General features: G+C 55.9%; 37 protein-coding genes. 8 read left to right on the top strand and 29 right to left on the bottom strand.

Annotated features, from left to right (window positions below):
* The first annotated feature begins 88 nt into the window (after positions 1-88).
* From ACXAE6_RS08430 to glgX, 8 genes are all read left to right on the top strand, one after another.
* Entirely contained in the window at positions 89-1,951 is a 1,863-nt protein-coding gene (locus tag ACXAE6_RS08430; RefSeq protein ID WP_475146512.1) for a methyl-accepting chemotaxis protein, read from the top strand.
* Between the two features lie 261 nt (positions 1,952-2,212).
* The gene (locus ACXAE6_RS08425; RefSeq protein ID WP_475146511.1) at positions 2,213-2,515 is read left to right on the top strand and encodes an EF-hand domain-containing protein; all 303 of its coding nucleotides are present in this window, start codon (positions 2,213-2,215) and stop codon (positions 2,513-2,515) included.
* A 123-nt stretch (positions 2,516-2,638) separates the two neighbouring features.
* Positions 2,639-4,096, top strand: a complete 1,458-nt coding sequence (locus ACXAE6_RS08420) for a sensor histidine kinase (RefSeq protein ID WP_475146510.1) — start codon at positions 2,639-2,641, stop codon at positions 4,094-4,096.
* The gene (locus ACXAE6_RS08415) at positions 4,093-4,680 is read left to right on the top strand and encodes a hypothetical protein (protein ID WP_475146509.1); all 588 of its coding nucleotides are present in this window, start codon (positions 4,093-4,095) and stop codon (positions 4,678-4,680) included. The genes ACXAE6_RS08420 and ACXAE6_RS08415 overlap by 4 nt, the downstream gene beginning before the upstream one ends.
* The gene (locus ACXAE6_RS08410) at positions 4,670-6,052 is read left to right on the top strand and encodes a sigma 54-interacting transcriptional regulator (RefSeq protein WP_475146508.1); all 1,383 of its coding nucleotides are present in this window, start codon (positions 4,670-4,672) and stop codon (positions 6,050-6,052) included. The genes ACXAE6_RS08415 and ACXAE6_RS08410 overlap by 11 nt, the downstream gene beginning before the upstream one ends.
* 105 nt (positions 6,053-6,157) lie before the next feature.
* Complete coding sequence (gene htpX / locus ACXAE6_RS08405; protein WP_475146507.1) at positions 6,158-7,003, top strand: protease HtpX; 846 nt, start codon at positions 6,158-6,160, stop codon at positions 7,001-7,003.
* A gap of 94 nt (positions 7,004-7,097) precedes the next feature.
* Positions 7,098-9,284 (top strand): 1,4-alpha-glucan branching protein GlgB, encoded by a 2,187-nt coding sequence (gene glgB / locus ACXAE6_RS08400; RefSeq protein WP_475146506.1) that lies wholly within the window; start codon positions 7,098-7,100, stop codon positions 9,282-9,284.
* Positions 9,274-11,241: a glycogen debranching protein GlgX gene (glgX, locus tag ACXAE6_RS08395; RefSeq protein ID WP_475146505.1), complete on the top strand. Its 1,968-nt coding sequence runs from the start codon at positions 9,274-9,276 to the stop codon at positions 11,239-11,241. Before glgB ends, glgX begins: the two co-directional genes overlap by 11 nt.
* Positions 11,242-11,301: 60 nt before the next feature.
* Here glgX and rplQ read toward each other — a convergent pair whose 3' ends face one another.
* From rplQ to tuf, 29 genes are all read right to left on the bottom strand, one after another.
* Complete coding sequence (gene rplQ, locus ACXAE6_RS08390) at positions 11,302-11,700, bottom strand: 50S ribosomal protein L17 (protein ID WP_475146504.1); 399 nt, start codon at positions 11,698-11,700, stop codon at positions 11,302-11,304.
* A 30-nt stretch (positions 11,701-11,730) separates the two neighbouring features.
* Positions 11,731-12,732, bottom strand: coding sequence for a DNA-directed RNA polymerase subunit alpha (locus tag ACXAE6_RS08385; protein WP_108166116.1), 1,002 nt, complete (start codon positions 12,730-12,732; stop codon positions 11,731-11,733).
* A gap of 24 nt (positions 12,733-12,756) precedes the next feature.
* Complete coding sequence (rpsD, locus tag ACXAE6_RS08380; RefSeq protein WP_475146503.1) at positions 12,757-13,377, bottom strand: 30S ribosomal protein S4; 621 nt, start codon at positions 13,375-13,377, stop codon at positions 12,757-12,759.
* A gap of 18 nt (positions 13,378-13,395) precedes the next feature.
* Positions 13,396-13,788, bottom strand: coding sequence for a 30S ribosomal protein S11 (rpsK, locus tag ACXAE6_RS08375; RefSeq protein WP_108126662.1), 393 nt, complete (start codon positions 13,786-13,788; stop codon positions 13,396-13,398).
* A gap of 45 nt (positions 13,789-13,833) precedes the next feature.
* Positions 13,834-14,190: a 30S ribosomal protein S13 gene (gene rpsM, locus ACXAE6_RS08370; protein ID WP_108166118.1), complete on the bottom strand. Its 357-nt coding sequence runs from the start codon at positions 14,188-14,190 to the stop codon at positions 13,834-13,836.
* Positions 14,191-14,337: 147 nt separating this feature from the next.
* Positions 14,338-14,451: a 50S ribosomal protein L36 gene (gene rpmJ, locus ACXAE6_RS08365; protein WP_108126660.1), complete on the bottom strand. Its 114-nt coding sequence runs from the start codon at positions 14,449-14,451 to the stop codon at positions 14,338-14,340.
* Between the two features lie 39 nt (positions 14,452-14,490).
* Positions 14,491-15,804, bottom strand: coding sequence for a preprotein translocase subunit SecY (secY, locus tag ACXAE6_RS08360; RefSeq protein WP_392801446.1), 1,314 nt, complete (start codon positions 15,802-15,804; stop codon positions 14,491-14,493).
* Between the two features lie 6 nt (positions 15,805-15,810).
* Entirely contained in the window at positions 15,811-16,245 is a 435-nt protein-coding gene (gene rplO, locus ACXAE6_RS08355; RefSeq protein WP_475146502.1) for a 50S ribosomal protein L15, read from the bottom strand.
* Positions 16,246-16,247: 2 nt separating this feature from the next.
* The gene (gene rpmD / locus ACXAE6_RS08350; RefSeq protein WP_392801439.1) at positions 16,248-16,436 is read right to left on the bottom strand and encodes a 50S ribosomal protein L30; all 189 of its coding nucleotides are present in this window, start codon (positions 16,434-16,436) and stop codon (positions 16,248-16,250) included.
* A 6-nt stretch (positions 16,437-16,442) separates the two neighbouring features.
* Positions 16,443-16,949: a 30S ribosomal protein S5 gene (gene rpsE / locus ACXAE6_RS08345; RefSeq protein ID WP_392801437.1), complete on the bottom strand. Its 507-nt coding sequence runs from the start codon at positions 16,947-16,949 to the stop codon at positions 16,443-16,445.
* 10 nt (positions 16,950-16,959) lie between these two features.
* The gene (gene rplR / locus ACXAE6_RS08340) at positions 16,960-17,310 is read right to left on the bottom strand and encodes a 50S ribosomal protein L18 (protein ID WP_108166123.1); all 351 of its coding nucleotides are present in this window, start codon (positions 17,308-17,310) and stop codon (positions 16,960-16,962) included.
* 11 nt (positions 17,311-17,321) lie between these two features.
* Positions 17,322-17,855, bottom strand: a complete 534-nt coding sequence (gene rplF, locus ACXAE6_RS08335; protein WP_475146501.1) for a 50S ribosomal protein L6 — start codon at positions 17,853-17,855, stop codon at positions 17,322-17,324.
* A gap of 15 nt (positions 17,856-17,870) precedes the next feature.
* Positions 17,871-18,263 carry a 30S ribosomal protein S8 gene (gene rpsH, locus ACXAE6_RS08330; RefSeq protein WP_392801429.1) on the bottom strand — a complete coding sequence of 131 codons (393 nt, stop codon included), beginning with the start codon at positions 18,261-18,263 and terminating at the stop codon, positions 17,871-17,873.
* A 75-nt stretch (positions 18,264-18,338) separates the two neighbouring features.
* Positions 18,339-18,644: a 30S ribosomal protein S14 gene (gene rpsN / locus ACXAE6_RS08325; protein ID WP_392801426.1), complete on the bottom strand. Its 306-nt coding sequence runs from the start codon at positions 18,642-18,644 to the stop codon at positions 18,339-18,341.
* Positions 18,645-18,655: 11 nt separating this feature from the next.
* A complete protein-coding gene (rplE, locus tag ACXAE6_RS08320) occupies positions 18,656-19,195 on the bottom strand; it encodes a 50S ribosomal protein L5 (protein WP_108166127.1) in 540 nt (179 codons plus the stop codon).
* 14 nt (positions 19,196-19,209) lie between these two features.
* Positions 19,210-19,539 (bottom strand): 50S ribosomal protein L24, encoded by a 330-nt coding sequence (gene rplX, locus ACXAE6_RS08315; protein WP_392801422.1) that lies wholly within the window; start codon positions 19,537-19,539, stop codon positions 19,210-19,212.
* 32 nt (positions 19,540-19,571) lie between these two features.
* Complete coding sequence (rplN, locus tag ACXAE6_RS08310) at positions 19,572-19,940, bottom strand: 50S ribosomal protein L14 (protein ID WP_108166129.1); 369 nt, start codon at positions 19,938-19,940, stop codon at positions 19,572-19,574.
* A 31-nt stretch (positions 19,941-19,971) separates the two neighbouring features.
* Positions 19,972-20,232, bottom strand: a complete 261-nt coding sequence (gene rpsQ / locus ACXAE6_RS08305; protein WP_392801417.1) for a 30S ribosomal protein S17 — start codon at positions 20,230-20,232, stop codon at positions 19,972-19,974.
* Between the two features lies 1 nt (position 20,233).
* Positions 20,234-20,425, bottom strand: a complete 192-nt coding sequence (gene rpmC, locus ACXAE6_RS08300; RefSeq protein ID WP_108166131.1) for a 50S ribosomal protein L29 — start codon at positions 20,423-20,425, stop codon at positions 20,234-20,236.
* Entirely contained in the window at positions 20,425-20,838 is a 414-nt protein-coding gene (rplP, locus tag ACXAE6_RS08295; RefSeq protein ID WP_108166132.1) for a 50S ribosomal protein L16, read from the bottom strand. Before rplP ends, rpmC begins: the two co-directional genes overlap by 1 nt.
* Before the next feature lie 11 nt (positions 20,839-20,849).
* On the bottom strand, positions 20,850-21,533 hold the full coding sequence (gene rpsC / locus ACXAE6_RS08290; protein ID WP_108166133.1) for a 30S ribosomal protein S3: 684 nt from the start codon (positions 21,531-21,533) through the stop codon (positions 20,850-20,852).
* A 14-nt stretch (positions 21,534-21,547) separates the two neighbouring features.
* A complete protein-coding gene (gene rplV / locus ACXAE6_RS08285; RefSeq protein WP_108166134.1) occupies positions 21,548-21,880 on the bottom strand; it encodes a 50S ribosomal protein L22 in 333 nt (110 codons plus the stop codon).
* Between the two features lie 15 nt (positions 21,881-21,895).
* Positions 21,896-22,171 (bottom strand): 30S ribosomal protein S19, encoded by a 276-nt coding sequence (gene rpsS / locus ACXAE6_RS08280; protein ID WP_108126644.1) that lies wholly within the window; start codon positions 22,169-22,171, stop codon positions 21,896-21,898.
* Between the two features lie 22 nt (positions 22,172-22,193).
* Entirely contained in the window at positions 22,194-23,021 is an 828-nt protein-coding gene (gene rplB, locus ACXAE6_RS08275; RefSeq protein ID WP_108166135.1) for a 50S ribosomal protein L2, read from the bottom strand.
* Between the two features lie 17 nt (positions 23,022-23,038).
* Positions 23,039-23,335 carry a 50S ribosomal protein L23 gene (gene rplW, locus ACXAE6_RS08270; protein WP_475146500.1) on the bottom strand — a complete coding sequence of 99 codons (297 nt, stop codon included), beginning with the start codon at positions 23,333-23,335 and terminating at the stop codon, positions 23,039-23,041.
* Positions 23,332-23,940 (bottom strand): 50S ribosomal protein L4, encoded by a 609-nt coding sequence (gene rplD / locus ACXAE6_RS08265; RefSeq protein WP_392801404.1) that lies wholly within the window; start codon positions 23,938-23,940, stop codon positions 23,332-23,334. Before rplD ends, rplW begins: the two co-directional genes overlap by 4 nt.
* Positions 23,941-23,950: 10 nt before the next feature.
* Positions 23,951-24,583, bottom strand: a complete 633-nt coding sequence (gene rplC / locus ACXAE6_RS08260) for a 50S ribosomal protein L3 (RefSeq protein ID WP_475146499.1) — start codon at positions 24,581-24,583, stop codon at positions 23,951-23,953.
* Between the two features lie 97 nt (positions 24,584-24,680).
* Complete coding sequence (gene rpsJ, locus ACXAE6_RS08255) at positions 24,681-24,992, bottom strand: 30S ribosomal protein S10 (protein WP_108126639.1); 312 nt, start codon at positions 24,990-24,992, stop codon at positions 24,681-24,683.
* A gap of 251 nt (positions 24,993-25,243) precedes the next feature.
* Positions 25,244-26,440: an elongation factor Tu gene (tuf, locus tag ACXAE6_RS08250; RefSeq protein ID WP_475146493.1), complete on the bottom strand. Its 1,197-nt coding sequence runs from the start codon at positions 26,438-26,440 to the stop codon at positions 25,244-25,246.
* Positions 26,441-26,447 lie beyond the last annotated feature (7 nt).

Here is a 26,447-nt window from a genome sequence, read left to right as displayed (position 1 = left end):
GTTCAATAAAGCCTTTCTCCCGCCGCTAAACTGATTTACCCGCTGTGTCTTATGCGCGGGTCTGTAGTTCGACGGCGGATATAAAACAATGATAAAGAATCTCAGTTTTCGCATGAAGCTCATGCTGCTTGTTGTCAGCGCATTGCTGGGGCTTGCCATTCTATATGTGGTGGCGTTGCAAGGGCTCAATCAGCAACAGGGTTCCACTGATCAACTTGAGCAACTCAATCAACAATCGACTCGATTGGATGCTTACACTCTCGAAGCCTTGCGCCTGAGAATCAGCGTCTTCCGACTCAACGACGACAACATCACGGCGGTACAGGAAGATCTGCAGGCGGCACTTGAGCGGCTCGATGCAGAAAACCTCGACGCTGGCAGCAGCACCGGTCTGCCCGGCTTTTTGAACCAATACCGCAATTACCTTCAAGCCACCGCTGCCTACATAGAACAGGCGCATTGGCTGGGTTTGACGCTGGAAAGCGGCTTTAACGCCCAGGTGCGCGAAAAGGGTAATCAGATCAGCGAAGATGTCGGCTTTCTTTCCTTCGTGCAGGAGCAGATTGAGCAGATCCGCAACCAGGAAGTGATCTATCTGTCCCGACCATCGGCGCAAAGCTTCGAACAGCTACAGACAACCTTCGAAACCTACATCAGCTTTCTCAGCGACTATGGCCTGGCTGAACGCTTCACCGAGCAGAACAATAGCTACCGCGAAATCCTCGGCGAACATCGCCAGGGCAGCAGCCAGCTCGAAGACAATCAGGCCGCGATGAGCGCGGCACTGGATGCCATGGATGCCCAACAGTTGCAGGTGCGTACCGAACTGGATCAACGCATCAGCCAGGCGCAGACCTACGCCGACTCCAGCGCCACCCGCGCCCGGACGCTGCTGGCGCTGGTCAGCCTGGGCATCGGCCTGTTTATGCTGGCCATCGTCTTCGGTATCACCCGCAACGTCAGCCAGACACTGAAGCGCATCATCAGCGATCTCAACAAGGTCAAAGAGGGTGATCTCAGCGCGCGTCTGAGCGTTAATCAAAAGCGCAACGACGAGTTCGATCAGCTCAGCGGCCAGGTCAACGCCAGTACCGAAGGTCTGGGCGCGCTGGTTCAGGCGGTGTCGACCTCAGCCCGCAGTTCAACGCAGATGATGCAGGAGCTGATCGGTGAAACCCGCAGCCTTGAGCGCAGCAACGAACAGATCAACGATCAGGGCCAAAGTGTCGCCGCCAGCACCGAAGAAATTTCCGCGACGCTGTCGGACGTGGCCGAAACCACCCGGACCCTGTCTGAGCAGGTACGGCAGACTCAGCAATCAGCCAAAACCGGCAGCCAGATTCTGCATCAGGCGGTTAGCAGTCTGGCCGAGACCAGCCAGATGGTGGCGCAGATCGACGTCAAACTGAACGAGTTGAATGACCGCTCGACCGATATCGATAACATCGTCGAAATGATCAATGGCCTGGCCGAGCAGACCAATTTGCTGGCCTTGAACGCCGCCATCGAATCGGCTCGCGCCGGTGATGCCGGTCGCGGTTTTTCGGTGGTAGCCGACGAAGTCCGCAAACTGGCGGAACAAACCGTCGATGCCACCTCGCGCATTGACGCCATCGTCAGCGACATCCAGGGCTTTACCCGCCAGGCGGTGGAAGTGACCGACAGTGGTCGTCATCATCTCGAGGCGGTTGAGAAAAACAGCGCCGACGCTGTTCAGGCGATGCAGGCGATTGAGAACGACGCCCAGCAAGGCGTCGCAGCGGCCGATCAGATGGCGCATGCCATCGAAGAAGTCGACAAGGCAGCGTCGGGCATCAGCCGCGATATGGAAAGCGTGGCCAGCCATCTGCGCAACGACAACCAGGCGCTGAAGCGGGTTCGGGCTCAGGTTGAGGATGTCTCAAAACGCCTGGAAGAACTGGATCAACAAACCCAGCGGTTCCGGACCTAAAGCAGGTGTCGCCATTTGGCGACACCTTAACTTATTGATTTATAAGACTTTTCTTAAAATCCCCTGCTATAGCGTCGCCAATCGCCGACGCTTTCCCCCTGCCAAGCATCGCCCCTTCAACCACTAAAAAACCCTATCTTATTGTTTTTAAACGTTTTTTCTGACTTGGCACGCCACTTGAAATAGTCCAATTAACCCAGGCGGACAGCGACCTGGGCGATATCAAAACTTTGATCTAAACCACAGTCAGGAGTAAACGCCATGAAAACTGCAATCGCAATTACCACTACTCTGATAGCGTTCACTACCACCGGTGCTCTGGCCGACCAGTTGGCGGCTACCAGCCAAACGCAAGATCACGAAGCGCTGTTCGAACAGTTCGATGCCAACAGCGACAGCGTGATTTCCATGGAAGAAGCGTCCGCCAGCATGACGCTGACCGAAGAGTTCGAAACGCTCGACGAAGACGGTTCTGGTGATCTGACCCTGGCCGAATTTGAAGAGCTGGAACTGAACAGCGGCATGGAAAGCGGTACTGGCATGGAAGGCCAAGGCGCGTCCTAATGCGTCTGGCCGGCCTTTAGCAGGTCGGCCACACCCACAGACCGTCCTCTAACGGTCACTTTACCGGCGCCTGGCGCCGGTTTTTTTGTTATCAGCGGACTCATGTTCAACAAAGGAAAGGCCGTGCAGCGGACCCGGTTCCGTCAAACACTCAACAAGCTGTTACGCCCGGCCTCATTGCGCCAATGGGTGCTGACCAGCTTTGCTATCGCATTAATTCCGCTAGCGGTCTTGCTGTGGCAAGCGCACGCCGCCTTGAACGGCATCAACGATCTGGCCGTTCGCGAAGCTCAGGATGCGGTGCGCAATGCCCGGCAGATCGAAGGCCTCGACAGTCTGGTCGTCGATATAGAACGCGCCCTGCGCCAATACGATATTCTGCGCACCGACGCCGCCCACCAAACCGCAGCCAGCCAGCTGCAGGATTATTCCCAAGCGCTAAGCACGCTCTGTTTCAGCACCGCTCAGGTGAAACCACCGCCGGTCTGCGCCGAGCAGCAACAGGTGCTGAGTGATCTGGGCGAAAATTTCGACAGCTTAAACGGCATTGAGCTCAACGAGGCGTTACGCACGCTGCGATTGCATCAGCGGCAGTTAAATCACAGTGTCTGGCAGCGCCTGAATCAGCGCCTGGCGCAACAGCAGGATTACGTTAATCAGCGCCAATACTGGCTCAGCGTCCAGACGGTGCTGCTGGTACTGGTGACGCTGGTGCTGGTGTTCTGGGCCAGCCGGCGCATTGCCACGCCCATTCAGCGACTGGATCGGATGATCCGCACCATCGGTCAGAACCAAACCAACAAGACCTTGCCAGCCCAGGTTAATGGTCCGCGTGAACTGAACGAGCTGGGCGAGCGGTTGCACTGGTTATCGGGCCGGCTGGAGCAACTCGAGTCGCTGCGCCTGGCGCTGTTGCGGCACGCCTCGCACGAACTGAAAACGCCACTGGCGAGCATGAAAGAAGGCTGTGCGTTACTGGCCGATGGCATCGCTGGTCCACTCAACCAAAGCCAGCGCGAAGTACTGACGCTGCTCACCCGCAGCACCGAACGGCTGGCGCAACTCACCGACCAATTACTGGATTACAACCAACTGCTGCAACAAAGCGAGGTCGACCCGCAACGCATCAACCCCAGCGATCTGATCAACATCACCGTGCAGCAACATGGCCTGGCACTGCGACAGCGTAACTTCAGCGTGGAAATTGACTGTGCTATGACCTCGCTCGACACCGACCCGCGTCTGTTTCAACGCATTCTCGACAACCTGCTCAACAACGCCCAGGCCTACGGTTACCAGAATGGCCGGGTGCGCATCGCCCTGAGTCAACAGCAAGACAACCTGCAACTGGACGTCGCCAACACCGGTCCGGCCATCCCGGCAGACCAGGGCGACAGCCTCTTTGCGCCCTTCCAGCGCGGCCAGGCGCCACGGCTGGATGCGCTTCGTGGCACTGGCCTGGGCTTGTCGGTGGTCAGCGACTGTGCCCGGTTGCTCGGTGGCCAGGCACACTTTGTTGACCTGCCGGATTTCGATGTTTGCGTGCGCGTACAATTGCCGTTAAAGGACACCTTTTTATGAAGCTTTTTTTCCGCTGTACGCCCTTAGTGGTGGTACTGGCTGGCTGCCAATCCTTCGCGCTGAACCCGAGCACGGCATCGGTCGATGGTGACACCGAGCAATGCATTGCGCCGACTCAGGTGCCGGAGTTGGAGGACAATCAGAACGCCCGCCAGGGCTGGCTGAACATTCAGCTGGAGCTGGCCAGCGGACCACAGATGCAGCAGTGGCGCGCCTTGCAGCATTATGACGTCACCGAGCCGGCCAGCGCCGAACTGATCGCGGCCCTGGTCACCAGCCGCGCCGATATGCCCGAAGCGCTGCGCCGTCTCGGCCAGCAGACCTTAGAACGTCAACAGCCGTACCTGCCGGCGTCAGTGCAGCCGGTTTTCGATCAGACACTGCAATTTAACGACGCCCTGCTGGAGCGCGACCTCAGCCGGCGCCAACGCCAGGCCAGTGAACGGCGGATGCTGCAACTGGAAGCGGATCTGGCGGAGAAGGAACGCCAGATCGAAGCCCTGACGGCGATCGAATCACAGCTGCGCCAAGAAGAACTCAGCGTACCGCGAACCCCGGATGCAGGAGAGGCCGATGACCGTTGATACCCAAACTCGCCCCCGTCTGCTGCTGGTCGATGACGACGACAGTCTGCTGCGACTGCTGGCCATCCGGCTCGATAACGAAGGCTATGCGGTTACCGCTGTGGACAGCAGCGCCGCCGCCCGCCAGTCGCTCGATCAGCAACGCTTTCAACTGGTACTGAGCGATCTGCGCATGCCCGGCGAAGATGGTCTGGAATTGTTCGACTGGATCAGTCAGCGCCACCCGGACTTACCGGTCATTCTGATGACCGCCCATGGCTCCATTCCCGAAGCCGTCGAAGCTACGCAGCGCGGTGTTCTGGGTTTTCTGACCAAACCCCTGGACCACGCGGAACTGCGCGAATTATTGGAAAAAGCGCTGGCACAGGGCGCCGATCAACGTCAGGCCGACTGGCGTCGCGACCTGCTCAGTCGCAGCGATGTCATGGAAAATTTATTGGCCCAGGCCGGCCAGGTGGCACTGAGCGATGTCAGCATACTGATCTCCGGCGCCAGCGGCACTGGCAAGGAAGTGCTGGCCCAGGCCATTCACCGCGCCAGCCGCCGCGCTGACCAGCCTTTTATCGCCATCAACTGTGGTGCCTTACCGGAGCATCTGCTCGAGTCCGAACTCTTTGGCCACACCAAGGGCGCTTTCACCGGCGCCGTGCGCGAGCAGGACGGCCTGTTTCGCGCTGCCGACGGCGGCACTCTGTTTCTCGATGAGATCGGCGATATGCCGCTGCCGTTACAGGTTAAATTGTTGCGCGTACTGCAAGAACGCCAGATTCGCCCGGTCGGCAGCAGCCAGACCATTGCAGTGGATGTACGGGTGCTCTCAGCCACTCATCGCAATCTGCCCGAAGCCATGGCCGAAGGTCAGTTTCGCGAAGATCTGTACTACCGGCTGAAAGTGGTGGAGTTGCATCTGCCAACGCTGCGCGAGCGCGCCGAAGACATCCCGCTGCTGGCGCGTCATCTGCTGCGTCAGGCCAGCGAACGCCACCAGGCCGATGTTCGCGCCTTTTCCGATGCAGCCCTGGAACGACTGATGACCGCCCAATGGCCGGGCAATGTGCGCCAGCTGGTTAATGTGATTGAGCAATGCGTCGCGCTGAGTCCGAGCCCGGTTATTGCGCCGGCGCTGGTAGACCAGGCCCTGGCCGATCAAAGTCATCATTGGCCGACGCTGACCGAAGCGCGCGATCAGTTTGAACGCCAGTATCTGATTCGTGCCCTGCGCATGACCGAAGGCAAAGTCAGCTGGGCAGCGGATTTGATCGGCCGTAACCGGACCGATCTGTACAAGCTGTTCAAAAAGCATGGCCTCGATCCACGCGACTTTAGCCTCAACAGTAGCGTCAACAGCGCCACTGACAGCAAAGCCAGTTAATACCCCGGCCTTTGCAATTCCTTGGCACTCGGTCTGACCGGAGTCACTTGCCTGACATCGGGCTGTCCCCATAATGTTCGGACGATAACCGACAGAGGGTCGATTATGTTCCGAACACTGTTATTTTTGGGCACCAACCTGGCCATCGTCCTGGTTCTGGGTGTCTTCCTGAATATCCTGCTGCCGATTCTCGGCATCCAGGCTGGTAACACAACCGGCCTGCTGGTCATCGCCTTCGTCTTCGGCATGGGCGGCAGCTTTATTTCACTGCAGTTATCCAAGTGGATGGCCAAGCGCGCTACTGGCGCCAAGGTCATCGAACGTCCCAGCAACGATGCTGAGCGCTGGTTGATGACCACCGTCGAGCGCCTGGCCAAGCAGGCGAACATTGGTATGCCGGAAGTGGCGGTTTTCCCGTCAACGGACGTCAATGCCTTTGCCACCGGCGCCAATCGGGATAATTCCATGGTGGCGGTTTCGGTGGGTCTGTTGCGGTCGATGAGTCAAGACGAAGCCGAAGCAGTGTTGGCGCACGAAATCTCCCACATCGCCAATGGCGACATGGTCACTATGGCGTTGGTGCAGGGCGTGTTGAACACCTTTGTGATCTTCTTTGCCCGACTCATTGCTCAGCTGCTGGTACGCGGCGGCAACAATCAGGGCAGCTATCTGGCTTATTTTGGCGTCACCATGGTGTTGGAAATGGTCTTTGGTGTACTGGCCAGCATCATTGCCATGTGGTTCTCGCGCCAGCGCGAATTCCGCGCCGATGCCGGCTCAGCCAAACTGGTCGGTGCGCCGAAAATGATTGCCGCCTTGCAACGTCTGAAAGGCAGTCATGATTCAGAACTGGACGGCCAACTGGTTGCCTTTGGTATTAAAGGTAAAGCGCGCGAACTGTTTGCCTCCCACCCCAGCCTGGACGATCGCATCGCCGCCCTGCGCGGCTAAACTAAGCAACTCCCTCGCCGGTGCGCACCAAGCGCGCACCGGCCTTCGTTAGCAGTTAGACTGAAGCCTGACTGCTAACCATCTCGGCCTTGTCATGGACATCGATCGACAGGCGCTGGCCACACGGCTCAGCCAAGCTCTCGAAGCCAATCCTTTTACCTATCTGGGTCCGCAACAGACTGCGGACGGTGCTTGCCTGCGCGTCTATCAACCAAAGGCAAAACGCATCGAGGTGCTGCCGTTCGACAGTCAGCGCTCACTCGGGCTGATGACCCCAGTGCATCCCGATGGACTGTTTGAACTGCCGTTAGCGGAAGCTTTGCAGCAACCCTATCGACTGCAGATTGAAGGTCAGGATGGCCACGGCTGGACCGCCTTCGATCCATACCAGTTTGCCCAGCGCAGCCAGAGCGACTTCGATGCCGATCCACTGCGCATCGACCGCAATCTGGGCGCGCAATGTTGCCGAGCGGAAATTGGACAACAGTCGGTGGAAGGCGTGCGCTTTGCGCTCTGGGCACCGGCGGCCAGCAGCGTCAGTGTGATCGGTCACTTTAATGACTGGGATGAGCGCCGCCACCCGATGCAACGCCATGATGATGGCATCTGGCGGCTTTTTATTCCGGGTCTGGTCAGCGGCGACGACTACAAATTCGCGCTGAGCGACGCCCAGGGCAAACGCCTGCCGCATAAGGCCGACCCCGTCGGTTTTCAGGCCCGGCAGTTCCCGCAATTCAATTCCGTCGTCACCGATCACAGCCAATACCAATGGCAGGATTCACACTGGTGTAAAGGCTCACTCACTCATCCAACTACAGCACCGCTGAGCATCTATGAAGTTCACGCCGGCTCCTGGAAACGCCCTGGCGGTGAGCCGCTCAATTACCGCCAACTGGCTGACCAACTCATTCCCTACGTGCTCGATCTGGGTTTTACCCATCTCGAATTCCTGCCGTTGATGGAGCACCCCTATGACGGCAGTTGGGGTTATCAACCACTGGGGTTGTTTGCACCGACCAGCCGCTACGGCACTCCGGACGATTTCAAATACCTGGTCGATCAATGCCATCAGGCCGGGCTCGGTGTCATCCTCGATTGGGTGCCGGCGCATTTCCCGGCGGATGAACATGGTCTGGCCCACTTCGATGGCAGCCCACTCTATGAAGACGCCGATCCACAGCGCGGCTGGCATCCGGACTGGCAAACCTACATCTACGATTTTGCCAAACCGGAAGTGCGCGACTTTCTGATTGCCTCGGCGCTGTACTGGCTGGACGTGTTTCATATCGATGCGCTGCGCGTTGATGCAGTGGCCTCCATGCTCTATCTCGATTATTCACGCGGCCCCGGCGAGTGGACGCCGAATGTCGATGGCGGCCATCACAACTACGAAGCGATTGAAGTGCTACGCCAGTTGAACCGCGCCATCGCTGAACACTGCCCGCGCGCCTTTTGCATTGCCGAGGAATCGACCAGTTTTGACGGTGTTACCCGCCCGGTCGATCAAGGCGGGCTGGGCTTTGATTTCAAATGGAACCTGGGCTGGATGCACGACAGCCTCGATTATTTCCAACATCGCCCGAATGAACGTCCCGGTCATGCCCAGCAACTGAGCCACACCCTGAACTATGCCTTTGCTGAACACTTTGTGTTGCCGCTGTCCCACGACGAGGTGGTGCACGGCAAAGGCACTATCCTGACGCGCCAGCCCGGCGATGACTGGCAACAACGCGCCAACCTTCGGCTCTGTTTCGCCTGGCAATACGCCCATCCGGGTAAGAAACTCAATTTTATGGGCAACGAGTTGGCGCAACGACGCGAATGGAGCGAAGTGCAGGAGCTGGACTGGACGCTGTTAAAAGACCCTCACCACGGCGGTATTCATGCGCTGATACGCGATTTGAATCGGCTTTATAGCGAGCAAACTGCGCTGCATCGTGGCGACAGCCGGCCCGAAGGTTTTACCTGGTTGCGCAACAACAATGCAGAGCAGAGCGTCTTCAGTCTGTGGCGCTGCGATCCCGACAGTGATGAACAAATACTGATCGTGCTCAATACCCAAACCGAACCTCAGCTCGATTATCGACTGGGTGTCGCTGCGGCTGGACGCTATGACATTCTGTTAAACACCGACTCACGTTTCTATGGCGGCAGCGATTTCGACAGCGGCGTCTGGCTCGACAGTGACGAAGTAACCTGTGACAACCAGTCGCAAAGTCTGCTGTTGTCATTGCCTCCCTTAGCCGCGCTCTTTATCAAGCGACACAACGATGCAATCTGAGCTTAGATGTCTGGCCGGCAGACCTTACCCTCTGGGTGTAAGCCGGCAACCGGAAGGCACTAATTTCGCGGTCTACAGCCCCAAGGCGACGCGTCTTTGGCTTTGTCTGTTCGATGAAAACGGCGCGGAACAGCAGTTGGAACTGAGCGAACGCAGCGGTGCTATCTGGCATGGACTCGTTGTCGATCTACCGGCCGGTCAGCGCTATGGCTTTCGTGCAGATGGACAGTGGCAACCGGAACAGGGTTTATGGTTCAACCCGGCTAAGCTGTTGATCGACCCTTATGCGCAGGCATTGACGGAGTCGGTGACATCACACCCCAGCTTCTACGCCACGAACCCCAACACCGACAGCGCACCCTTTCTGCCCAAGGCATTGACGCCAGGCCCGGACAACTTCGACTGGCAAGACAGCCAACTCCCACCAACACCCTGGTCACAAACGCTGATCTACGAGCTGCACGTCAAAGGCTTTACCCAGCGTCACCCGGATATTCCAGATGCCCTGCGCGGCCGCTATCTGGGCATCGCCCATCCGGCGAGTCTGGATTATTTAACATCACTGGGTGTGACCGCCGTTCAACTGATGCCCTGCTTCGCCTTTATGACCGAACAACGTCTGGTTGACCTGGGCCTGACAAACTACTGGGGTTACAACCCGGTTGGCTTCTTCGCGCCGGAACCGCGCTATGCCATGGACGACGCCGTGACCGAATTCAAGACCATGGTGCGCGCCCTGCATCAGGCCGGCATTGAGGTCATCCTCGATGTGGTTTACAACCACAGCGCGGAAGGGAATCAGGCTGGGCCGGTGCTGAATCTCAAAGCGCTCGCCAATGACCACTACTATCGCCACCCCGAGCACCAGGGCGGTAACTATCTCGACTATAGCGGTTGTGGTAACAGCCTGGATCTCGGCCAAGATGCCACGCTGCGCCTGGTCATGGACAGCCTGCGGCACTGGCGCCAGCACTATCATATCGATGGTTTTCGCTTTGACCTGGCCGCCAGCCTGGGGCGTGAAGCCGAGGCATTTTCCAATCAGGCAAGCTTCTTTAAAGTCGTGCAGCAAGACCCGCAACTGGCCGGCTGCAAACTCATTGCCGAACCCTGGGATTTAGGGCCCCAAGGTTATCAGGCCGGGCAATTTCCGGCTGGCTGGATCGAATGTAACGACGCCTATAGAGATACCGTGCGGCGATTCTGGCGCGGTGATGATCAGCAGTTGCCAGCCTTTATCGATGCACTGCAGGGCTCGCCACAGCGCTTTGGTGAGTCACGTGCGGGGGCCAGCCAGAGCCTCAACCTCATCACCTACCACGACGGCTATACGCTGGCCGATCTGGTCAGTTATGAACAGCGCCACAACCAGGCTAACGGCGAAGACAATCGCGACGGTCATGGTGACAACTTCAGCCGCAACTGGGGCGTGGAAGGCAACACTGCAGATGTCGAGATCACAGCGCTGCGTCGCCGCACCCAGCGCAATTTATTGGCCAGCCTGCTGCTATCACCCGGCCCGATTCATCTATTGGCTGGCGACGAACTGGGTCGCAGTCAGGCGGGAAACAACAACGCTTACTGCCAGGATAACGAATTGAGCTGGTTGGATTGGAATGCCCGGGATGACGCTCTGATCGGCTTTGTACAGCGCTGTATTGAACTTCGCAAAAGCGGCTTATTCGCTACCAAGACGGTCAAAGGCTATCGTTTGCCGGATGGTCAGACACTCGATACAGCTACCGACCTGATCAAGTTTAAAGCGGTCGCTGTCAGGCTGAGCGAGTCTGTTTGGCTGCTGTGCAATGCCGCAGAGCAACAACAGACGTTTCGACTCGATGCGGCTAATTGGCAGAGGGTGTTAACCAGCGATGCAGAGGGTGCGTCGTTCACTGGAGACAACCAACAGGAGTGCACGCTCTCCCCTTGGTCCTTAGCGGTCATTCAAACCGACTAAAAGCCTTTCTATCAGACACAAAAAAGCCGCCCTAAGGCGGCTTTTTTAATAGGTGAAAACTTAGCCTTCAGCGGCTTCGTCTTCAACGACCTCGGCGTTGACCGGACGGTCAACCAGCTCAACGATAGCCATCGGCGCGTTGTCACCAGCGCGGAAGCCGCACTTGAGGACACGCAGATAACCACCCGGGCGCTCTTGAAAACGCGGACCCAGTTCGCCGAACAACTTGCCAACAGCTTCTTTTGAACGCGTGCGGTCGAACGCCAGACGACGGTTGGCTACGGAATCTTCCTTAGCCAATGTGATCAGGGGTTCTGCGTAGCGACGCAGTTCTTTCGCCTTGGGCAAGGTCGTTTTAATCACTTCGTGCTCGAACAAGGAGTTCGCCATGTTTTGGAACATGGCCTTGCGGTGAGCACTGGTACGGTTAAAGTGACGACCACTTTTACGATGACGCATTGTTACATTCCTTACCAGCCGGAAATAAGGTTACGACAGAACCTTATCGTCATTCTTCAAACTTGCAGGTGGCCAGTTCTCCAGGACCATGCCCAGAGAAAGACCCTTGGATGCCAGAACGTCTTTGATTTCAGTCAAAGACTTCTTACCGAGGTTCGGCGTCTTCAGCAGTTCTACTTCGGTGCGCTGAATCAGGTCACCAATGTAGTAGATATTTTCTGCTTTCAGACAGTTCGCCGAACGAACAGTCAGCTCGAGGTCATCGACCGGACGCAGCAGGATAGGATCGATCTTGTCTTCTTCCTTCTCCGGCTCGCGCTCAGACTGATGGTCGAGATCAACAAAAGCCGCTACCTGCTGTTGCAGGATAGTCGCCGCACGACGGATCGCATCTTCCGGATCCAAAGTGCCTTTCGTTTCCAGCTCAATCACCAGCTTGTCCAGGTCGGTACGCTGCTCAACACGGGCGTTTTCAACGCTGTAAGCAACACGGACCACCGGGCTGTACGTGGCGTCCAACTGCAGTTTACCGATGGGTTTGCTCTCGTCTTCCCCACTGCTGCGGGCTTCCGCGGGGACATAACCACGGCCAGTGGTCACGCGCAGCGTCATGCTCACATCAGCGTTGGCACCGAGGTGCGCCACGATGTGCTCTGGATTGGCCACTTCAACGCCATGATCCAGTTGGATGTCGCCCGCAGTCAGTGTACCGGCGCCTTTCTTGCTCAGCGTCAGTGTCACTTCGTCACGGTCGAACAGCTTGACGGCAACGTCCTTGAGGTTCAGCAGGATTTCTTGAACGTCCTCCTGAACACCCTCGATGGTGCTGTATTCGTGCAGTACACCGTCGATTTCCACTTCGGTGATAGCGGCGCCCGGCATGGACGACAGCAGAATACGACGCAGCGCGTTACCCAGGGTATGCCCGAAGCCACGCTCGAGCGGTTCGAGAGTGATCTTGGCCCGGTTGGCGCTGATTTCCTGCACATCGATATGACGTGGCGTCAAAAAGTCGTTAGCTGAACGCTGCATAGATGCCCCTAATTTGCAGTGAGATTACTTGGAGTACAATTCCACGATCAGGTTTTCGTTGATCTCGGAAGGCAGGTCGGCACGCTCCGGACGGGAGTTGTATTTGCCTTCCATTTTCTTCGCATCAACTTCAACCCAGGCAACGGGTGCACGCTGAGCAGCGATGTCCAGTGCGTTTTGAATGCGCAGCTGGTTCTTGCTCTTTTCACGGATCGCGACGACATCACCCGGCTTAACCTGGTAAGACGCGATGTTGACCGTCTGACCGTTAACCTGGACCGCCTTGTGCGATACCAACTGACGAGATTCGGCGCGTGTGGCACCAAAACCCATGCGATACACCACGTTATCCAGACGACCTTCCAGCAGTTGCAGCAGGTTTTCACCCGTAGCGCCTTTGCGGCGGGCAGCGTCGGTGTAGTAGTTACGGAATTGCTTTTCCAGCACGCCGTAGATACGACGCACTTTCTGTTTCTCGCGAAGCTGAACACCGTAGTCGGACAAACGACCACGACGTGCGCCCTGTACACCAGGCGGTGTTTCGGCTTTGCACTTGGAGTCGAGTGCACGCACCCCACTCTTCAGCAGCAGATCTGTGCCTTCGCGACGAGACAGCTTACACTTGGGACCAATATAACGTGCCATTGATTTCTGTCTCCTATCTTACACGCGGCGCTTCTTGGGCGGGCGGCAACCGTTGTGAGGAATGGGCGTCACATCGGTAATGTTGCTGATTCGATAGCCACACGCGTTCAATGCTCGTACCGCGGATTCGCGACCTGGACCGGGGCCTTTGACCTCAACGTCCAGATTCTTCAGACCATACTCCTGTGCTGCAGTACCGGCGCGCTCGGCGGCGATCTGTGCAGCGAAGGGGGTGCTCTTACGAGATCCACGGAAACCGGAGCCACCGGAAGTTGCCCAACTCAGGGTGTTTCCTTGGCGGTCCGTAATGGTCACGATGGTGTTGTTAAAGGAGGCATGGATGTGCGCGATGCCATCCGCTACCTGCTTCTTCACCTTTTTGCGCGACCGGTTTTGACCTGGCTTTGCCATCTTCGATTTCCTATGCAAAAACTGTTGTCAATAAACCAGACAGAATTAGCGTCTGATTGGCTTGCGGGGGCCTTTACGGGTACGAGCGTTCGTCTTAGTACGCTGTCCACGCAGAGGCAGGCTACGGCGGTGGCGGATGCCACGGTTGCAGCCCAGATCCATCAACCGCTTGATGTTCATCTGAATTTCACGACGCAGGTCACCTTCAACAGTGAACTTGCCAACTTCGGTACGGAGCTCGTCCAATTTTTCATCGGACAGATCCTTCACCTTAGCAGTGGGTTCAACCCCAACCGCGGCACAGATGTCATAAGCAGTGGTGCGACCGATACCATAGATATAGGTCAGCGAGATCACCGCATGCTTATTGTCAGGAATATTGACGCCTGCTATACGGGCCATTCAACTTACTCCAACTATTTTTAACCTTATAAAAGGCTGAACCTTTAATAGAGCCCAGCGGCTCTATTAATGAACGCCCCCATTACGAGGGCGCGAGATGATAGCGCTTGATTATGGGTAAATCAAGCGCCCATCAGCCGGCTGGGATCAACCCTGGCGCTGTTTGTGCTTAGGATCTGTGCAGATCACACGAACAGAGCCGTTACGACGGATGATCTTGCAGTTACGGCAGATTTTCTTGACCGACGCACGTACTTTCATGCTTGACTCCAATTACCGGTATAGACACCGTTCGCTGCGCTAGTTACCAATCGATTTCAGATTGGCTTTCTTCATCAGCGAAGCGTACTGGTGCGACATCAGATGACTTTGCACCTGAGACATAAAGTCCATCACAACCACCACCACGATCAGCAGGGAAGTACCACCGAAGTAAAACGGCACATCGGCGGCAATCACCAGAGCCTGGGGCAGCAACGACACCGCAGTAATGTAGATCGCACCGAAGAAGGTCAGACGAGCCGAGACACCATCGATATAACGAGAGGTCTGCTCACCTGGACGAATGCCTGGGATAAAAGCACCTGAGCGCTTCAGATTCTCAGCCACATCCTTCGGATTGAAGGTTACTGCTGTGTAGAAATAGCAGAAGAAGATTACCGCGATGGCAAACACCAGGATGTACAGCGGCTGGCCCGGGCTGAGCAGCAGAGCAATGTCCTGCATCCAACCCATACCATCACTGCTGCCAAACCAGTTGCCCACCGACGCCGGGAACAGCAACAAACTGGACGCGAAGATCGGCGGAATAACACCCGCCATATTAATCTTCAGCGGCAGATGACTGCTCTGCGCCTGGAACACCTTACGGCCTTGCTGACGCTTGGCGTAATTGATGGTGATCCGACGCTGACCGCGTTCGATAAAGACGATAAAAGCCACGACCGCAGCCGCCAGAACACCGATCAACAGCAGCGCAATGATGCTCAGATCGCCTTGACGGGCACTTTCGAAGCTCTGACCGATGGCACCTGGCAGACCCGCAACGATGCCGGCAAAAATCAGCATGGAAATGCCGTTGCCGATACCGCGCTCAGTGATCTGCTCACCCAGCCACATCATAAACATCGTACCGCAGGTGAAAGTCACCACGGCGACGAAGTAGAAAGACGGGCCGGTAGTAAAGGCCACGCCCTGACTGGCCAGGCCAGCGGCCAGTGCAAGTGATTGCACCAGCGCCAGACCCAGAGTGCCAAAGCGGGTGTATTGGCTCATCTTACGCCGACCCGCTTCGCCTTCTTTCTTCAGCTGTTCCAGTTGAGGACTCACGACCGTCAGGAGCTGCATGATAATCGACGCCGAAATGTACGGCATAATGCCGAGGGCGAAGACGCTCATGCGTTCCAATGCACCACCGGAGAACATGTTGAACATGCTCAGGATGGTGTCGCGGTTACGTTCGAACAGTGCCGCCAACTGGTCCGGGTTAATACCCGGAACCGGAATGTGGGCACCGACTCGGTACACCAGGATCGCCAGCAGCACGAAACGCAAGCGAGACCAAAGTTCGCTCAGGCCGCCTTGTGATCCAGTCGGTTGTCCTTGTCTGGTCATGGGGGATTATTCCTCTACCTTGCCGCCTGCAGCTTCAATCGCTGCCTTGGCACCCTTGGTGACTTTCAGGCCTTTGACGGTGACCGCCTTGCTGATTTCACCAGACAGGATGACACGGGCACGCTTGATCTGATGACCGATAATGTCGGCCTGTTTCAGAGCGTCCAGGTCGACAACACCCGCCTCGACCTTGGCCAGTTCATGCAACCGAATTTCGGCTGTGAACGCTGCCTGACGAGAGGTAAAACCGAATTTCGGCAGACGACGCTGCAATGGCATTTGGCCGCCTTCAAAACCCGGCTTAACACCACCACCGCTGCGTGATTTCTGACCTTTGTGACCACGACCACCAGTCTTACCCAGACCAGAGCCGATACCACGGCCAACACGCTTGCCTTCGGTATTGGAACCCTCAGCGGGGCTCAGTTTGTTCAGAAACATTTTTATTCACCCTCAACGATGCGAACCATATAGTTCACTTTGTTGATCATGCCGCGAACGGAAGCAGTATCTTCCAGTTCGCGAACCTGACCCACTCGGCTCAGGCCCAGACCCTTAACGCACAACTTGTGCTTAGGCTGGGTGCCGATGGGGCTGCGAAACAGCTGAACTTTTACAGTCTTATTCGCCATGGCCGCTTACTCCACAATGTCTTCGACGGATTTGCCGCGCTTGGCTGCAATGTCGTCCGGAGAACGCATCTTGGCCAGACCGTTAACGGTCGCGCGAACGACGTTGACCGGGTTGGTCGAGCCGTAGCACTTAGCCAGTACGTTCTGAACACCGGCGACTTCCAGAACGGCGCGCATGGCACCGCCTGCGATAACACCAGTACCGTCAGATGCCGGCTGCATGTACACCTTAGAGGCACCATGACGGGCATTGACCGGATACTGCAACGTGCCATCGGTCAGGTGCACCTGCACCATGTTACGACGCGCAGCGTCCATCGCTTTCTGGATCGCGACAGGCACTTCACGTGCCTTGCCGCGGCCGAAACCAACCTTGCCATTGCCATCGCCGACAACAGTCAGGGCGGTGAAACCGAAAATACGGCCACCCTTCACTACTTTGGCGACACGGTTAACCTGAACCAGTTTTTCCTGCAGATCGCCGCCAGCTTGAACTTGATCGTTATTCGCCATCATTCACACCTTAGAATTTCAGGCCACCTTCGCGGGCAGCGTCTGCCAAAGCCTTGACTCGACCGTGATAACGGAAACCGGAGCGGTCGAAGGCCACCTCTTCGATGCCAGCTGCCTTGGCGCGCTCTGCAATCAGAGCACCAACCTTGGTGGCTGCATCGATGTTGCTGGTTGTGCCGTCACGCAGCGCGCTGTCCAGAGTAGAAGCCTGGACGACGATCTGGCTGCCATTGGGTGCGATAACCTGTGCGTAAATGTGTTGGTTCGAACGATTCACACACAGACGATGCACGCCCAATTCGCGGATCTTGATGCGGCTGCGACGAGCACGGCGTAAACGGGATACTTTCTTTTCGCTCATGACCTATGCCCTTATTTTTTCTTGGCTTCTTTGCGACGAACGTATTCGTCGGCATACCGAATGCCCTTACCTTTATACGGCTCCGGCGGACGGAAGGCGCGGATTTCAGCCGCCACCTGACCGAGCCGCTGCTTATCGGCGCTCTTCAGGACGATTTCGGTATTGCTGGGAGTCTCAGCCGTCACACCCTCAGGCAGGGCGTAGTCGATCGGATGAGAGAAGCCAACGGTTAAATTAACGGTTTTACCGGCTGCCTTAGCACGGTAACCGACACCATTCAGTTGCAGACGCTTTTCAAAACCATCGGTAACGCCAACCACCATGTTATTAACCAGCGCACGCATGGTGCCTGACATGGAGTGAGCGAATTTGCCACCATCGCGGGCAGCAAATGTCAGAACGTTGCCGTCCTGTTTAACTTCAACGGTATTGTGCAGCGCCGTTTCCAAAGAGCCGTTTTTGCCCTTAACAGAAATTTTGTCGCTGCCGAGCTTAACGTCCACACCTGCGGGTACTGTAATAGGAGCATTCGCTATTCGAGACATCGTTAAACCACTCCCTTAGAAGACTTCGCAGATGACTTCACCGCCAACGCCGGCTGAACGCGCGGCACGGTCGGTCATGACACCTTTGGAGGTGGATACGATGGAGATACCCAGTCCGCCTGCCACTTTGGACAGCTCAGTCGCAGCCCGATACTGGCGCAAACCAGGACGGGAAATACGTTTGATGGACTCGATCACCGGCTTGCCTTCGAAGTAACGCAAGGTGATATGCATTACTTTTTTGACATCGCCTTCAACAGCGTAGTCATCCACATAACCTTCTTCCTTCAGCACGTTCGCAACAGCGATCTTTTGCTTCGAGGAAGGCAGGCTGACAGTGGCATGGCCCGCTTGCTGGGCATTACGGATACGGGTGAACATATCCGCAAGTGTGTCTTGCATGCTCATTTAAGTTTCCTCACTGTGCAGTCAAATGCGGTAGCCGGCGCAGATGCGCCGGCCCGGTCCACTTGACTTACCAACTTACCAACTGGACTTCTTCAAACCCGGAACGTTGCCCAACATGGCTTGTTCACGCAGTTTGATACGAGACAGACCGAACTTGCGGTAAACCGCATGCGGACGACCAGTCACTTGACAACGACGTTGCAGACGCACCGGACTCGCGTCACGAGGCAGCTTCTGCAAAGCCTGTTGTGCTTCCCAAACCTGCTCATCAGAGCTGGCTGGATCCTTGATAACCGCTTTCAATTTCGCACGCTTTTCAGCGAACTTGGCAACGGTCTTTTCGCGCTTAGCTTCGCGCGCTTTCATGCTCTCTTTAGCCATGACCTTTCCCCTTAACCTTTGAATGGGAAGGCCAGCGCCTTCAGCAGAGCGCGACCTTCATCATTGGTGCGAGCAGTGGTCGTGACAGTAACGTCCAGACCGCGCAGTTTATCGACCTTATCGTATTCGATTTCAGGGAAGATAATCTGCTCTTTCACACCCATGCTGTAGTTGCCACGGCCATCAAACGACTTCGGGTTAATACCCCGGAAGTCACGAACACGCGGCAGCGCGATGTCGATCAGACGGTCCATGAATTCCCACATACGCTCACCGCGCAGGGTCACTTTGGCGCCGATCGGCCAGTCTTCACGAATTTTGAAACCCGCGATGGACTTGCGCGCCTTGGTTACCAACGGCTTCTGACCAGAGATGGCCTGCAGGTCGGCAACAGCGTTGTCGATCTGCTTCTTATCACCGATAGCTTCGCCCACGCCCATGTTCAGAGTGATCTTGGTGACGCGGGGGATTTCCATAACGTTCTTGTAACCGAACTCTTTCTGGAGTGCGGCGACAACGTCGGTTTTGTAGAGCTCTTTGAGTCTAGACATGTCGATTCCGCCCCTTATGCGCCAATTTCTTTCTGCGTGGACTTGAAGATACGCACCTTGGTGCCGTCTTCTTTGACCTGAAAACCAACCCGGTCGCCCTTGTTGGTTTCGCTGTTGAAGATGGCAACATTGGATGCAGCGATCGGCGCTTCTTTATCGATAATGCCGCCCGGGATGTTCATGTTCGGGTTCGGCTTCTGGTGCTTCTTAATCATGTTCACACCAGAGACGATAAACAAAGTGCCTTTCTTGGCGTCGGTGATCACTTTATTGATCTTGCCGCGCTTGCCTTTGTCTTTGCCGGCAATTACGACAACGTCGTCGCCAGTTTTAAACTTGTTCATGGTTTACTCCACTTCCTACTACCGTCTCGTGCTTAGAGCACTTCCGGCGCCAGGGAAATGATTTTCATAAATTTCTCAGTACGCAGTTCACGGGTTACCGGGCCAAAGATCCGGGTTCCGATCGGAGCGTTCTGAGCGTTAAGCAGAACCGCAGAGTTAGTATCGAAACGGATAACAGAACCATCCGGACGACGCACACCCTTACGGGTCCGTACGACAACAGCGTTCATGACCTGGCCTTTTTTGACCTTGCCGCGCGGAATTGCTTCCTTAACGGAGATCTTGATCAGGTCGCCAATGCGGGCGTAACGGCGGTGTGAACCACCCAACACCTTGATGCACTGAACGCGCTTGGCACCGCTGTTATCCGCAACATCTAGTACGGTTTGCGTTTGAATCATTTGTCAAACTCCTCTTACACGCCAAGCGGTGTTAAACGGTAGTTGCACGTTCATCAATGCTTACCAGGCGCCAAGTCTTGGACTTGGACAGCGGACGACACTCTTCAATAGTAACGGTGTCGCCGATCTGGCACTCATTGCTTTCATCGTGCGCATGCAGCTTGGTAGAACGCTTTACGAACTTGCCGTAAATCGGGTGTTGAACCCGGCGCTCGACCATAACGGTAACGGTCTTGTCAGACTTGTTGCTGACAACCTGACCAGTCACGGTACGGGTATTGGTCTCAGACATATCAGGCACCTGCTTTCTCTGTCAGCACTGTTTTAACACGAGCGATGTCCTTGCGGACTTGCTTCAGCAGGTGCGTCTGAGTCAGCTGACCCGTCGCCTTTTGCATGCGATATTTGAACTGATCGCGAAGCAACTCCAACAGGTTGGTCTTCAGCTCGTCTACGGATTTTTCACGAAGATCTTTAGCGTTCATCACATCACCTGCCGTTTAACAACAACGGTCGCAACCGGAAGTTTGGCGGCAGCCAGGCGGAACGCCTCCTGCGCGATTTCTTCCGATACGCCTTCCATTTCGTACAAGACCTTGCCTGGCTGAATCTGGGCAACCCAGTATTCAACGTTACCCTTACCTTTACCCATACGAACTTCCAAAGGTTTCTTGGAGATGGGCTTGTCCGGGAAAACACGGATCCAGATCTTGCCGCCACGTTTGATATGGCGAGTCATGGCACGACGCGCTGCTTCGATTTGACGAGCAGTGATACGACCACGACCGGTTGCTTTCAGCGCATATTCGCCGAAGCTTACTTTGCTACCGCGTTGTGCCAGGCCACGGTTACGGCCCTTCTGCACTTTGCGGAATTTTGTGCGTTTAGGTTGCAGCATCTACGTACTCCTTACCGTGAAGCCTTTTTCTTGGGCGCCTTGGCTTGAGCACGAACTTGCTCGATACCACCCAGGATTTCGCCTTTGAAAATCCACACCTTGATGCCGATAACACCGTAAGTGGTGTGTGCTTCGGCAGTGGCGTAGTCGATGTCAGCACGCAGGGTGTGCAGCGGTACACGACCTTCGAGGTACCATTCGGTACGCGCGATTTCTGCACCACCCAAACGACCGCTGACCTGAACTCGGACACCTTTGGCGCCGTTGCGCATGGCGTTTTGCATGACGCGCTTCATAGCGCGACGGAACATAACGCGACGCTCCAGCTGACCGGCAACTGATTGAGCAACCAGTTTGGAATCCAGGTCCGGCTTACGGATCTCTTCAATATTAATGTGCACCGGAATGCCCATCATCTTGGAGACTTCCTGACGCAGCAGCTCGACATCTTCACCTTTCTTACCGATGACGATGCCCGGGCGAGCGGTATGGATGGTGATCTTGGCGTTCTGTGCAGGACGCTCGATCACGATCTTGCTCACTGAAGCTTTCTCAAGCTTCTTCTCCAGGTAGCTACGTACCTGGATATCGTTCAGCAACTTGTCAGCATAACTACTTGAATCGGCATACCAGACCGAGCCGTGGTCTTTAGTGATGCCGAGTCGGATCCCGGTGGGATTTACTTTCTGACCCATCTGTCATTCTCCCCTTATTTCTCGGCAACCTTGACCGTGATATGACTCGTACGCTTAAAGATACGGTCAGCACGGCCTTTGGCTCGCGGACGGATACGCTTCATGGTCATCGCTTCATCAACAAAGATGGTGGAGACCTTCAGTTCGTCAACGTCTGCGCCGTCGTTGTGTTCGGCATTGGCAATTGCCGATTCCAGAACCTTCTTGACGATCGCAGCGCCCTTTTTGGGGCTGAATGTCAGGAGGTCCAGCGCTTCGGCCACGGACTTACCGCGGACCATGTCTGCTACCAGGCGTGCTTTCTGGGCAGACAAACGCGCACCGCGCAATACAGCTTGTGTTTCCATAGTGTCTACCCTCGTTTACCGCTTAGCCTTTTTGTCAGCAGCATGACCCTTGAACGTCCGAGTCAGCGCGAACTCACCCAACTTGTGACCGACCATGTCTTCAGTGACATAGACAGGAACATGTTGACGGCCATTATGGACTGCAAAGGTCAACCCGACGAATTCCGGGAAGATTGTGGAGCGACGCGACCAGGTTTTGATGGGTCGCTTGTCACTGGCTTCCAGTGCAGCCTCTACCTTCTTCATCAAGTGCAGGTCTACAAATGGACCCTTCTTAAGTGAACGTGGCACAGCCTATTTCCTCTTAAATCAGTTACTTCGAAGAACGACGACGAACGATGTACTTGTTCGTGCGCTTGTTCTTACGAGTCTTGTAGCCCTTGGTGGGAACACCCCAGGGAGTGACTGGGTGACGACCACCGGAAGTCTTGCCTTCACCACCACCGTGCGGGTGATCAACCGGGTTCATGACAACACCACGAACCGTCGGACGAACACCACGCCAGCGTGAAGCACCGGCTTTACCCAGTTGACGCAAGCTGTGCTCAGAATTGCTCACTTCACCCAAGGTGGCGCGGCAATCAGCCAAAACTTTGCGCATTTCGCCAGAACGCAGACGCAAGGTGGCATAAGTGCCTTCGCGCGCGACCAGCTGAGCCGAGTTACCGGCAGAACGGACCATTTGGCCGCCTTTGCCAGGCTTCAGCTCAATGTTGTGAATCACAGAACCGACCGGAATTGAACGCAGCGGCATGGTGTTGCCCACTTTGATCGGCGCGTGTTCACCAGAGATGATCTCATCACCCGATTTCAGACCGGCCGGAGCCAATACGTAGCGGCGTTCGCCATCTGCGTACAGCACCAGAGCGATGTTCGCAGTCCGGTTCGGATCGTATTCCAGACGCTCAACTTTGGCAGCGATGCCATCTTTGTTGCGCTTGAAGTCGACCTTACGGTAATGCGACTTGTGACCACCACCGATATGACGGGTAGTGATCCGGCCCATATTGTTACGACCACCGGACTTGGATTGCTTTTCCAGCAGCGGCGCGTGTGGCGCACCACGGTGCAGGTCCGGGTTGTAAGTCTTGGTGACGTGGCGACGTCCAGCTGACGTCGGCTTGGTTTTTACGATAGCCATTGTTCGCAACCCCTACCTTATTCTGCCGCCATGAAATCAATTTCTTGGCCGTCTGCCAGACGAACATAGGCCTTCTTCACATCGTTACGCTTGCCGAAGCCGCGTACGGTGCGCTTAACCTTGCCCTTCTGAATCAGAGTGCGAACAGACTGAACTTTGACATCGAACAGTTGTTCAACAGCCTTCTTGATTTCCGGCTTTGTTGCATCCTTGGCCACACGAAAAACGTACTGACCAGTGCCTTCCGCTACGATGGTCGCTTTTTCGGAGATATGCGGACCGAAAACGACCTGATAGATACGTTCCTGGTTCATGCGAATACCTCCTCAACCTTCTTCAGGGCACTCACGGTGATAACGACTTTCTCGTAAGCCACCAGATTGACCGGAGTAATGCCAGTCACATCAGATACTTCGATATGCGGCACGTTACGAGCGGACAGGTAGAGGTTTTGATCGACCTCTTCTGACACCACCAGAGCATTGGAAACGTCCAACTCTTTCATCTTGGCGATAAAAGCTTTGGTTTTGGGTTGCTCAATGGCCAGGCTCTCAACCACGACCAAACGCTCCTGACGAACCAGCTCAGACAGAATGGACTTCATGGCACCGCGATACATTTTGCGGTTAACCTTTTGAGACCAGTCTTGAGGACGAGCAGCAAAGGTTTTACCACCGCCAACCCAGATGGGCGAACGAATGGTACCGGCGCGGGCGCGACCAGTGCCTTTTTGGCGCCACGGCTTCTTGCCGCCGCCAGCTACATCAGAACGACTTTTTTGAGCACGAGTACCCTGACGGGCGCCAGCCAAAAAGGCGTTGACGACCTGGTGTACCAGGGCTTCGTTGTAATCTTTGCCAAACGTCGCGTCAGACACTTCAACCTTGGCGCTGGCTTTTCCTGCAACTGTAATATCCATTGCTTACCTCTCAGCCTTTAACCGCGGGTTGAACAACAACGTGCGCACCGGTAGCACCCGGAACAGCACCGCGAATGAGCAGCAAGTTGCGCTCAGCGTCGACACGAACGATTTCCAGCGACTGCACTGTGTTGCGCACATTGCCCATCTGGCCAGCCATCTTCTTGCCTTTCCAGACACGGCCTGGAGTTTGGCATTGACCGATGGAGCCCGGTGCACGGTGCGACAGTGAGTTGCCGTGGGTGGCGTCTTGAGTGCGGAAGTTGTGGCGCTTAATAGCACCAGCGAAGCCTTTACCCTTGGAGGTTCCGGTCACATCCACACGCTGGCCTGTTTCAAATACAGAAACAGTCAGCTCATCACCCAGATTGTATTCAGCGCTTTCGCCCAGAGTGAACTCACGAGTAAAGGTACCCGCTTCAACGTTCGCTTTAGCGAAGTGGCCAGCCTCGGCCTTGGTGACACGATTAGCACGGCGCTTACCAGCGGTCAGCTGGACAGCAACGTAGCCATCGGATTCCAGGCTTTTGACTTGCGAGACCCGGTTGGGCTCGACTTCAATGACGGTCACCGGTACGGAGACGCCGGCGTCGGTAAAGACGCGGGTCATACCGGTCTTACGACCAATCAGACCAATAGACATTTCTTTCTTTCCTCTATGTATGGGGCTTCAACCCGCTATGGCCGCCCAAGTGCTCAAATACATGATTCCAGGGGCGTTACATTAGAGACACTTTGGATTAGCCAAGGCTAATCTGTACGTCCACACCTGCTGCCAAGTCCAACTTCATCAACGCATCAACGGTTTTTTCAGTCGGCTCGACAATGTCCAGCATGCGCTTGTGAGTACGAATCTCGTACTGATCACGCGCATCCTTGTTCACGTGCGGAGAGACCAGCACGGTATAACGCTCTTTACGGGTCGGCAGCGGAATAGGGCCGCGAACCTGAGCGCCAGTACGCTTGGCCGTATCGACGATCTCCTGAGTCGAAGCATCAATCAGGCGATGATCGAACGCTTTCAAGCGTATTCTGATCTTTTGGTTCTGCATGTGACCAAAGCTCCAAGATTGTTAAACAGCAATTACGGCTACCCCCGGGAAATCAGGGGAGGCGTATTGTATGTATCTCGAGCAGGGGTGTCAACGCGATGTTGAAAGGGAATTTTAGGGGAGGAAAACGCTGGAAAATCAGGAATTTAGCAGGAGGGAGACGCTTAACGGGAGAAGGAAGACGCTTAAGTGCGTTTCCCGTCTCCCGCTTCGCGTCCAGCGGAGTCACCCGAAGGTGACTCCAGCGATCATCACTCGATGATCTTGGCTACAACGCCGGCGCCAACGGTACGGCCACCTTCGCGGATCGCGAAGCGCAGACCTTCATCCATGGCGATCGGAGCAATCAAGGTAACGTCCATCTTGATGTTGTCGCCCGGCATAACCATCTCAACGCCTTCCGGCAGTTCGCACGCACCGGTTACGTCTGTGGTACGGAAGTAGAACTGCGGACGGTAGCCTTTGAAGAACGGCGTGTGACGGCCACCTTCATCTTTGGACAGAACATAGACTTCGGCTTCGAACTTGGTGTGCGGGGTGATGGTGCCCGGCTTCGCCAGAACCTGACCACGCTCCACTTCGTCACGCTTGGTACCACGCAACAGCGCACCAATGTTCTCACCCGCACGACCTTCGTCGAGCAGTTTGCGGAACATTTCCACACCGGTAACGGTGGTCTTGGTGGTGTCCTTGATGCCGACGATTTCGATTTCTTCGCCAGACTTCACGATGCCACGCTCAACACGACCAGTCACAACAGTACCGCGACCAGAGATGGAGAAGACGTCTTCAATCGGCATCAGGAACGGCTGATCGATCGCACGCTCCGGCTCAGGGATGTAAGAATCCAGTGCTTCCACCAGTTTCTTAACCGCAGTGGTGCCCATTTCGTTGTCGTCTTTGCCTTCCAGCGCCATCAGCGCAGAACCCGTGATCAACGGTGTGTCGTCACCCGGGAAGTCGTACTGGCTCAGCAGGTCACGAACTTCCATCTCAACCAGTTCCAGCAGCTCTTCGTCGTCGACCATGTCGGCCTTGTTCAGGAACACGACGATGTAAGGTACGCCAACCTGACGAGACAGCAGGATGTGTTCACGCGTCTGCGGCATCGGGCCGTCAGCAGCGGAGCAAACCAGGATCGCGCCGTCCATCTGAGCGGCACCGGTGATCATGTTCTTCACGTAGTCGGCGTGGCCCGGGCAGTCAACGTGCGCGTAGTGGCGAGCCGGTGAGTCATACTCAACGTGAGAGGTGGCGATAGTGATACCACGCTCACGCTCTTCCGGGGCGTTATCGATGCCGTCAAACGCCATCGCTGAACCGGTTCCCCATACGTCGTGGCAGACGCGAGTCAGCGCCGCTGTCAGGGTGGTCTTACCGTGGTCAACGTGACCAATGGTGCCCACGTTGACGTGGGGCTTGCTACGTTCAAAAGTCGCCTTGGACATGGTGTCT

The organism is Saccharospirillum sp. ABV4_185, assembly GCF_056159245.1.
Note: the sequence above shows the minus strand (reverse complement) of the source record. Positions and strands in the feature narration are given on the sequence as shown.

Bases quoted from the DNA above. Each gene is read 5' to 3' on its own strand.
- rpsM (WP_108166118.1), bottom strand. From the start codon at position 14,190: ATGGCCCGTATAGCAGGCGTCAATATTCCTGACAATAAGCATGCGGTG.
- rplN (WP_108166129.1), bottom strand. From the start codon at position 19,940: ATGATTCAAACGCAAACCGTACTAGATGTTGCGGATAACAGCGGTGCC.
- rplX (WP_392801422.1), bottom strand. From the start codon at position 19,539: ATGAACAAGTTTAAAACTGGCGACGACGTTGTCGTAATTGCCGGCAAA.
- glgB (WP_475146506.1), top strand. From the start codon at position 7,098: ATGGACATCGATCGACAGGCGCTGGCCACACGGCTCAGCCAAGCTCTC.
- rpsE (WP_392801437.1), bottom strand. From the start codon at position 16,949: ATGGCGAATAACGATCAAGTTCAAGCTGGCGGCGATCTGCAGGAAAAA.
- rpsN (WP_392801426.1), bottom strand. From the start codon at position 18,644: ATGGCTAAAGAGAGCATGAAAGCGCGCGAAGCTAAGCGCGAAAAGACC.
- rplQ (WP_475146504.1), bottom strand. From the start codon at position 11,700: ATGCGTCATCGTAAAAGTGGTCGTCACTTTAACCGTACCAGTGCTCAC.
- rplB (WP_108166135.1), bottom strand. From the start codon at position 23,021: ATGGCTATCGTAAAAACCAAGCCGACGTCAGCTGGACGTCGCCACGTC.
- ACXAE6_RS08425 (WP_475146511.1), top strand. From the start codon at position 2,213: ATGAAAACTGCAATCGCAATTACCACTACTCTGATAGCGTTCACTACC.
- ACXAE6_RS08415 (WP_475146509.1), top strand. From the start codon at position 4,093: ATGAAGCTTTTTTTCCGCTGTACGCCCTTAGTGGTGGTACTGGCTGGC.
- rpmJ (WP_108126660.1), bottom strand. From the start codon at position 14,451: ATGAAAGTACGTGCGTCGGTCAAGAAAATCTGCCGTAACTGCAAGATC.
- rplR (WP_108166123.1), bottom strand. From the start codon at position 17,310: ATGAGCGAAAAGAAAGTATCCCGTTTACGCCGTGCTCGTCGCAGCCGC.
- ACXAE6_RS08430 (WP_475146512.1), top strand. From the start codon at position 89: ATGATAAAGAATCTCAGTTTTCGCATGAAGCTCATGCTGCTTGTTGTC.
- rplV (WP_108166134.1), bottom strand. From the start codon at position 21,880: ATGGAAACACAAGCTGTATTGCGCGGTGCGCGTTTGTCTGCCCAGAAA.
- rplE (WP_108166127.1), bottom strand. From the start codon at position 19,195: ATGTCTAGACTCAAAGAGCTCTACAAAACCGACGTTGTCGCCGCACTC.
- rplO (WP_475146502.1), bottom strand. From the start codon at position 16,245: ATGTTTCTGAACAAACTGAGCCCCGCTGAGGGTTCCAATACCGAAGGC.
- htpX (WP_475146507.1), top strand. From the start codon at position 6,158: ATGTTCCGAACACTGTTATTTTTGGGCACCAACCTGGCCATCGTCCTG.
- rpmC (WP_108166131.1), bottom strand. From the start codon at position 20,425: ATGAACGCTAAAGATCTTCGTGAAAAATCCGTAGACGAGCTGAAGACC.
- ACXAE6_RS08385 (WP_108166116.1), bottom strand. From the start codon at position 12,732: ATGCAGCGTTCAGCTAACGACTTTTTGACGCCACGTCATATCGATGTG.
- rpmD (WP_392801439.1), bottom strand. From the start codon at position 16,436: ATGGCGAATAAGACTGTAAAAGTTCAGCTGTTTCGCAGCCCCATCGGC.
- rpsJ (WP_108126639.1), bottom strand. From the start codon at position 24,992: ATGCAGAACCAAAAGATCAGAATACGCTTGAAAGCGTTCGATCATCGC.
- rpsK (WP_108126662.1), bottom strand. From the start codon at position 13,788: ATGGCAAAGCCAGGTCAAAACCGGTCGCGCAAAAAGGTGAAGAAGCAG.
- tuf (WP_475146493.1), bottom strand. From the start codon at position 26,440: ATGTCCAAGGCGACTTTTGAACGTAGCAAGCCCCACGTCAACGTGGGC.
- rplW (WP_475146500.1), bottom strand. From the start codon at position 23,335: ATGAACCAGGAACGTATCTATCAGGTCGTTTTCGGTCCGCATATCTCC.
- rplD (WP_392801404.1), bottom strand. From the start codon at position 23,940: ATGGATATTACAGTTGCAGGAAAAGCCAGCGCCAAGGTTGAAGTGTCT.
- rpsQ (WP_392801417.1), bottom strand. From the start codon at position 20,232: ATGTCTGAGACCAATACCCGTACCGTGACTGGTCAGGTTGTCAGCAAC.
- rplC (WP_475146499.1), bottom strand. From the start codon at position 24,583: ATGTCTATTGGTCTGATTGGTCGTAAGACCGGTATGACCCGCGTCTTT.
- rpsH (WP_392801429.1), bottom strand. From the start codon at position 18,263: ATGAGCATGCAAGACACACTTGCGGATATGTTCACCCGTATCCGTAAT.
- rpsC (WP_108166133.1), bottom strand. From the start codon at position 21,533: ATGGGTCAGAAAGTAAATCCCACCGGGATCCGACTCGGCATCACTAAA.
- rplP (WP_108166132.1), bottom strand. From the start codon at position 20,838: ATGCTGCAACCTAAACGCACAAAATTCCGCAAAGTGCAGAAGGGCCGT.
- ACXAE6_RS08410 (WP_475146508.1), top strand. From the start codon at position 4,670: ATGACCGTTGATACCCAAACTCGCCCCCGTCTGCTGCTGGTCGATGAC.
- glgX (WP_475146505.1), top strand. From the start codon at position 9,274: ATGCAATCTGAGCTTAGATGTCTGGCCGGCAGACCTTACCCTCTGGGT.
- rplF (WP_475146501.1), bottom strand. From the start codon at position 17,855: ATGTCTCGAATAGCGAATGCTCCTATTACAGTACCCGCAGGTGTGGAC.
- rpsD (WP_475146503.1), bottom strand. From the start codon at position 13,377: ATGGCACGTTATATTGGTCCCAAGTGTAAGCTGTCTCGTCGCGAAGGC.
- secY (WP_392801446.1), bottom strand. From the start codon at position 15,804: ATGACCAGACAAGGACAACCGACTGGATCACAAGGCGGCCTGAGCGAA.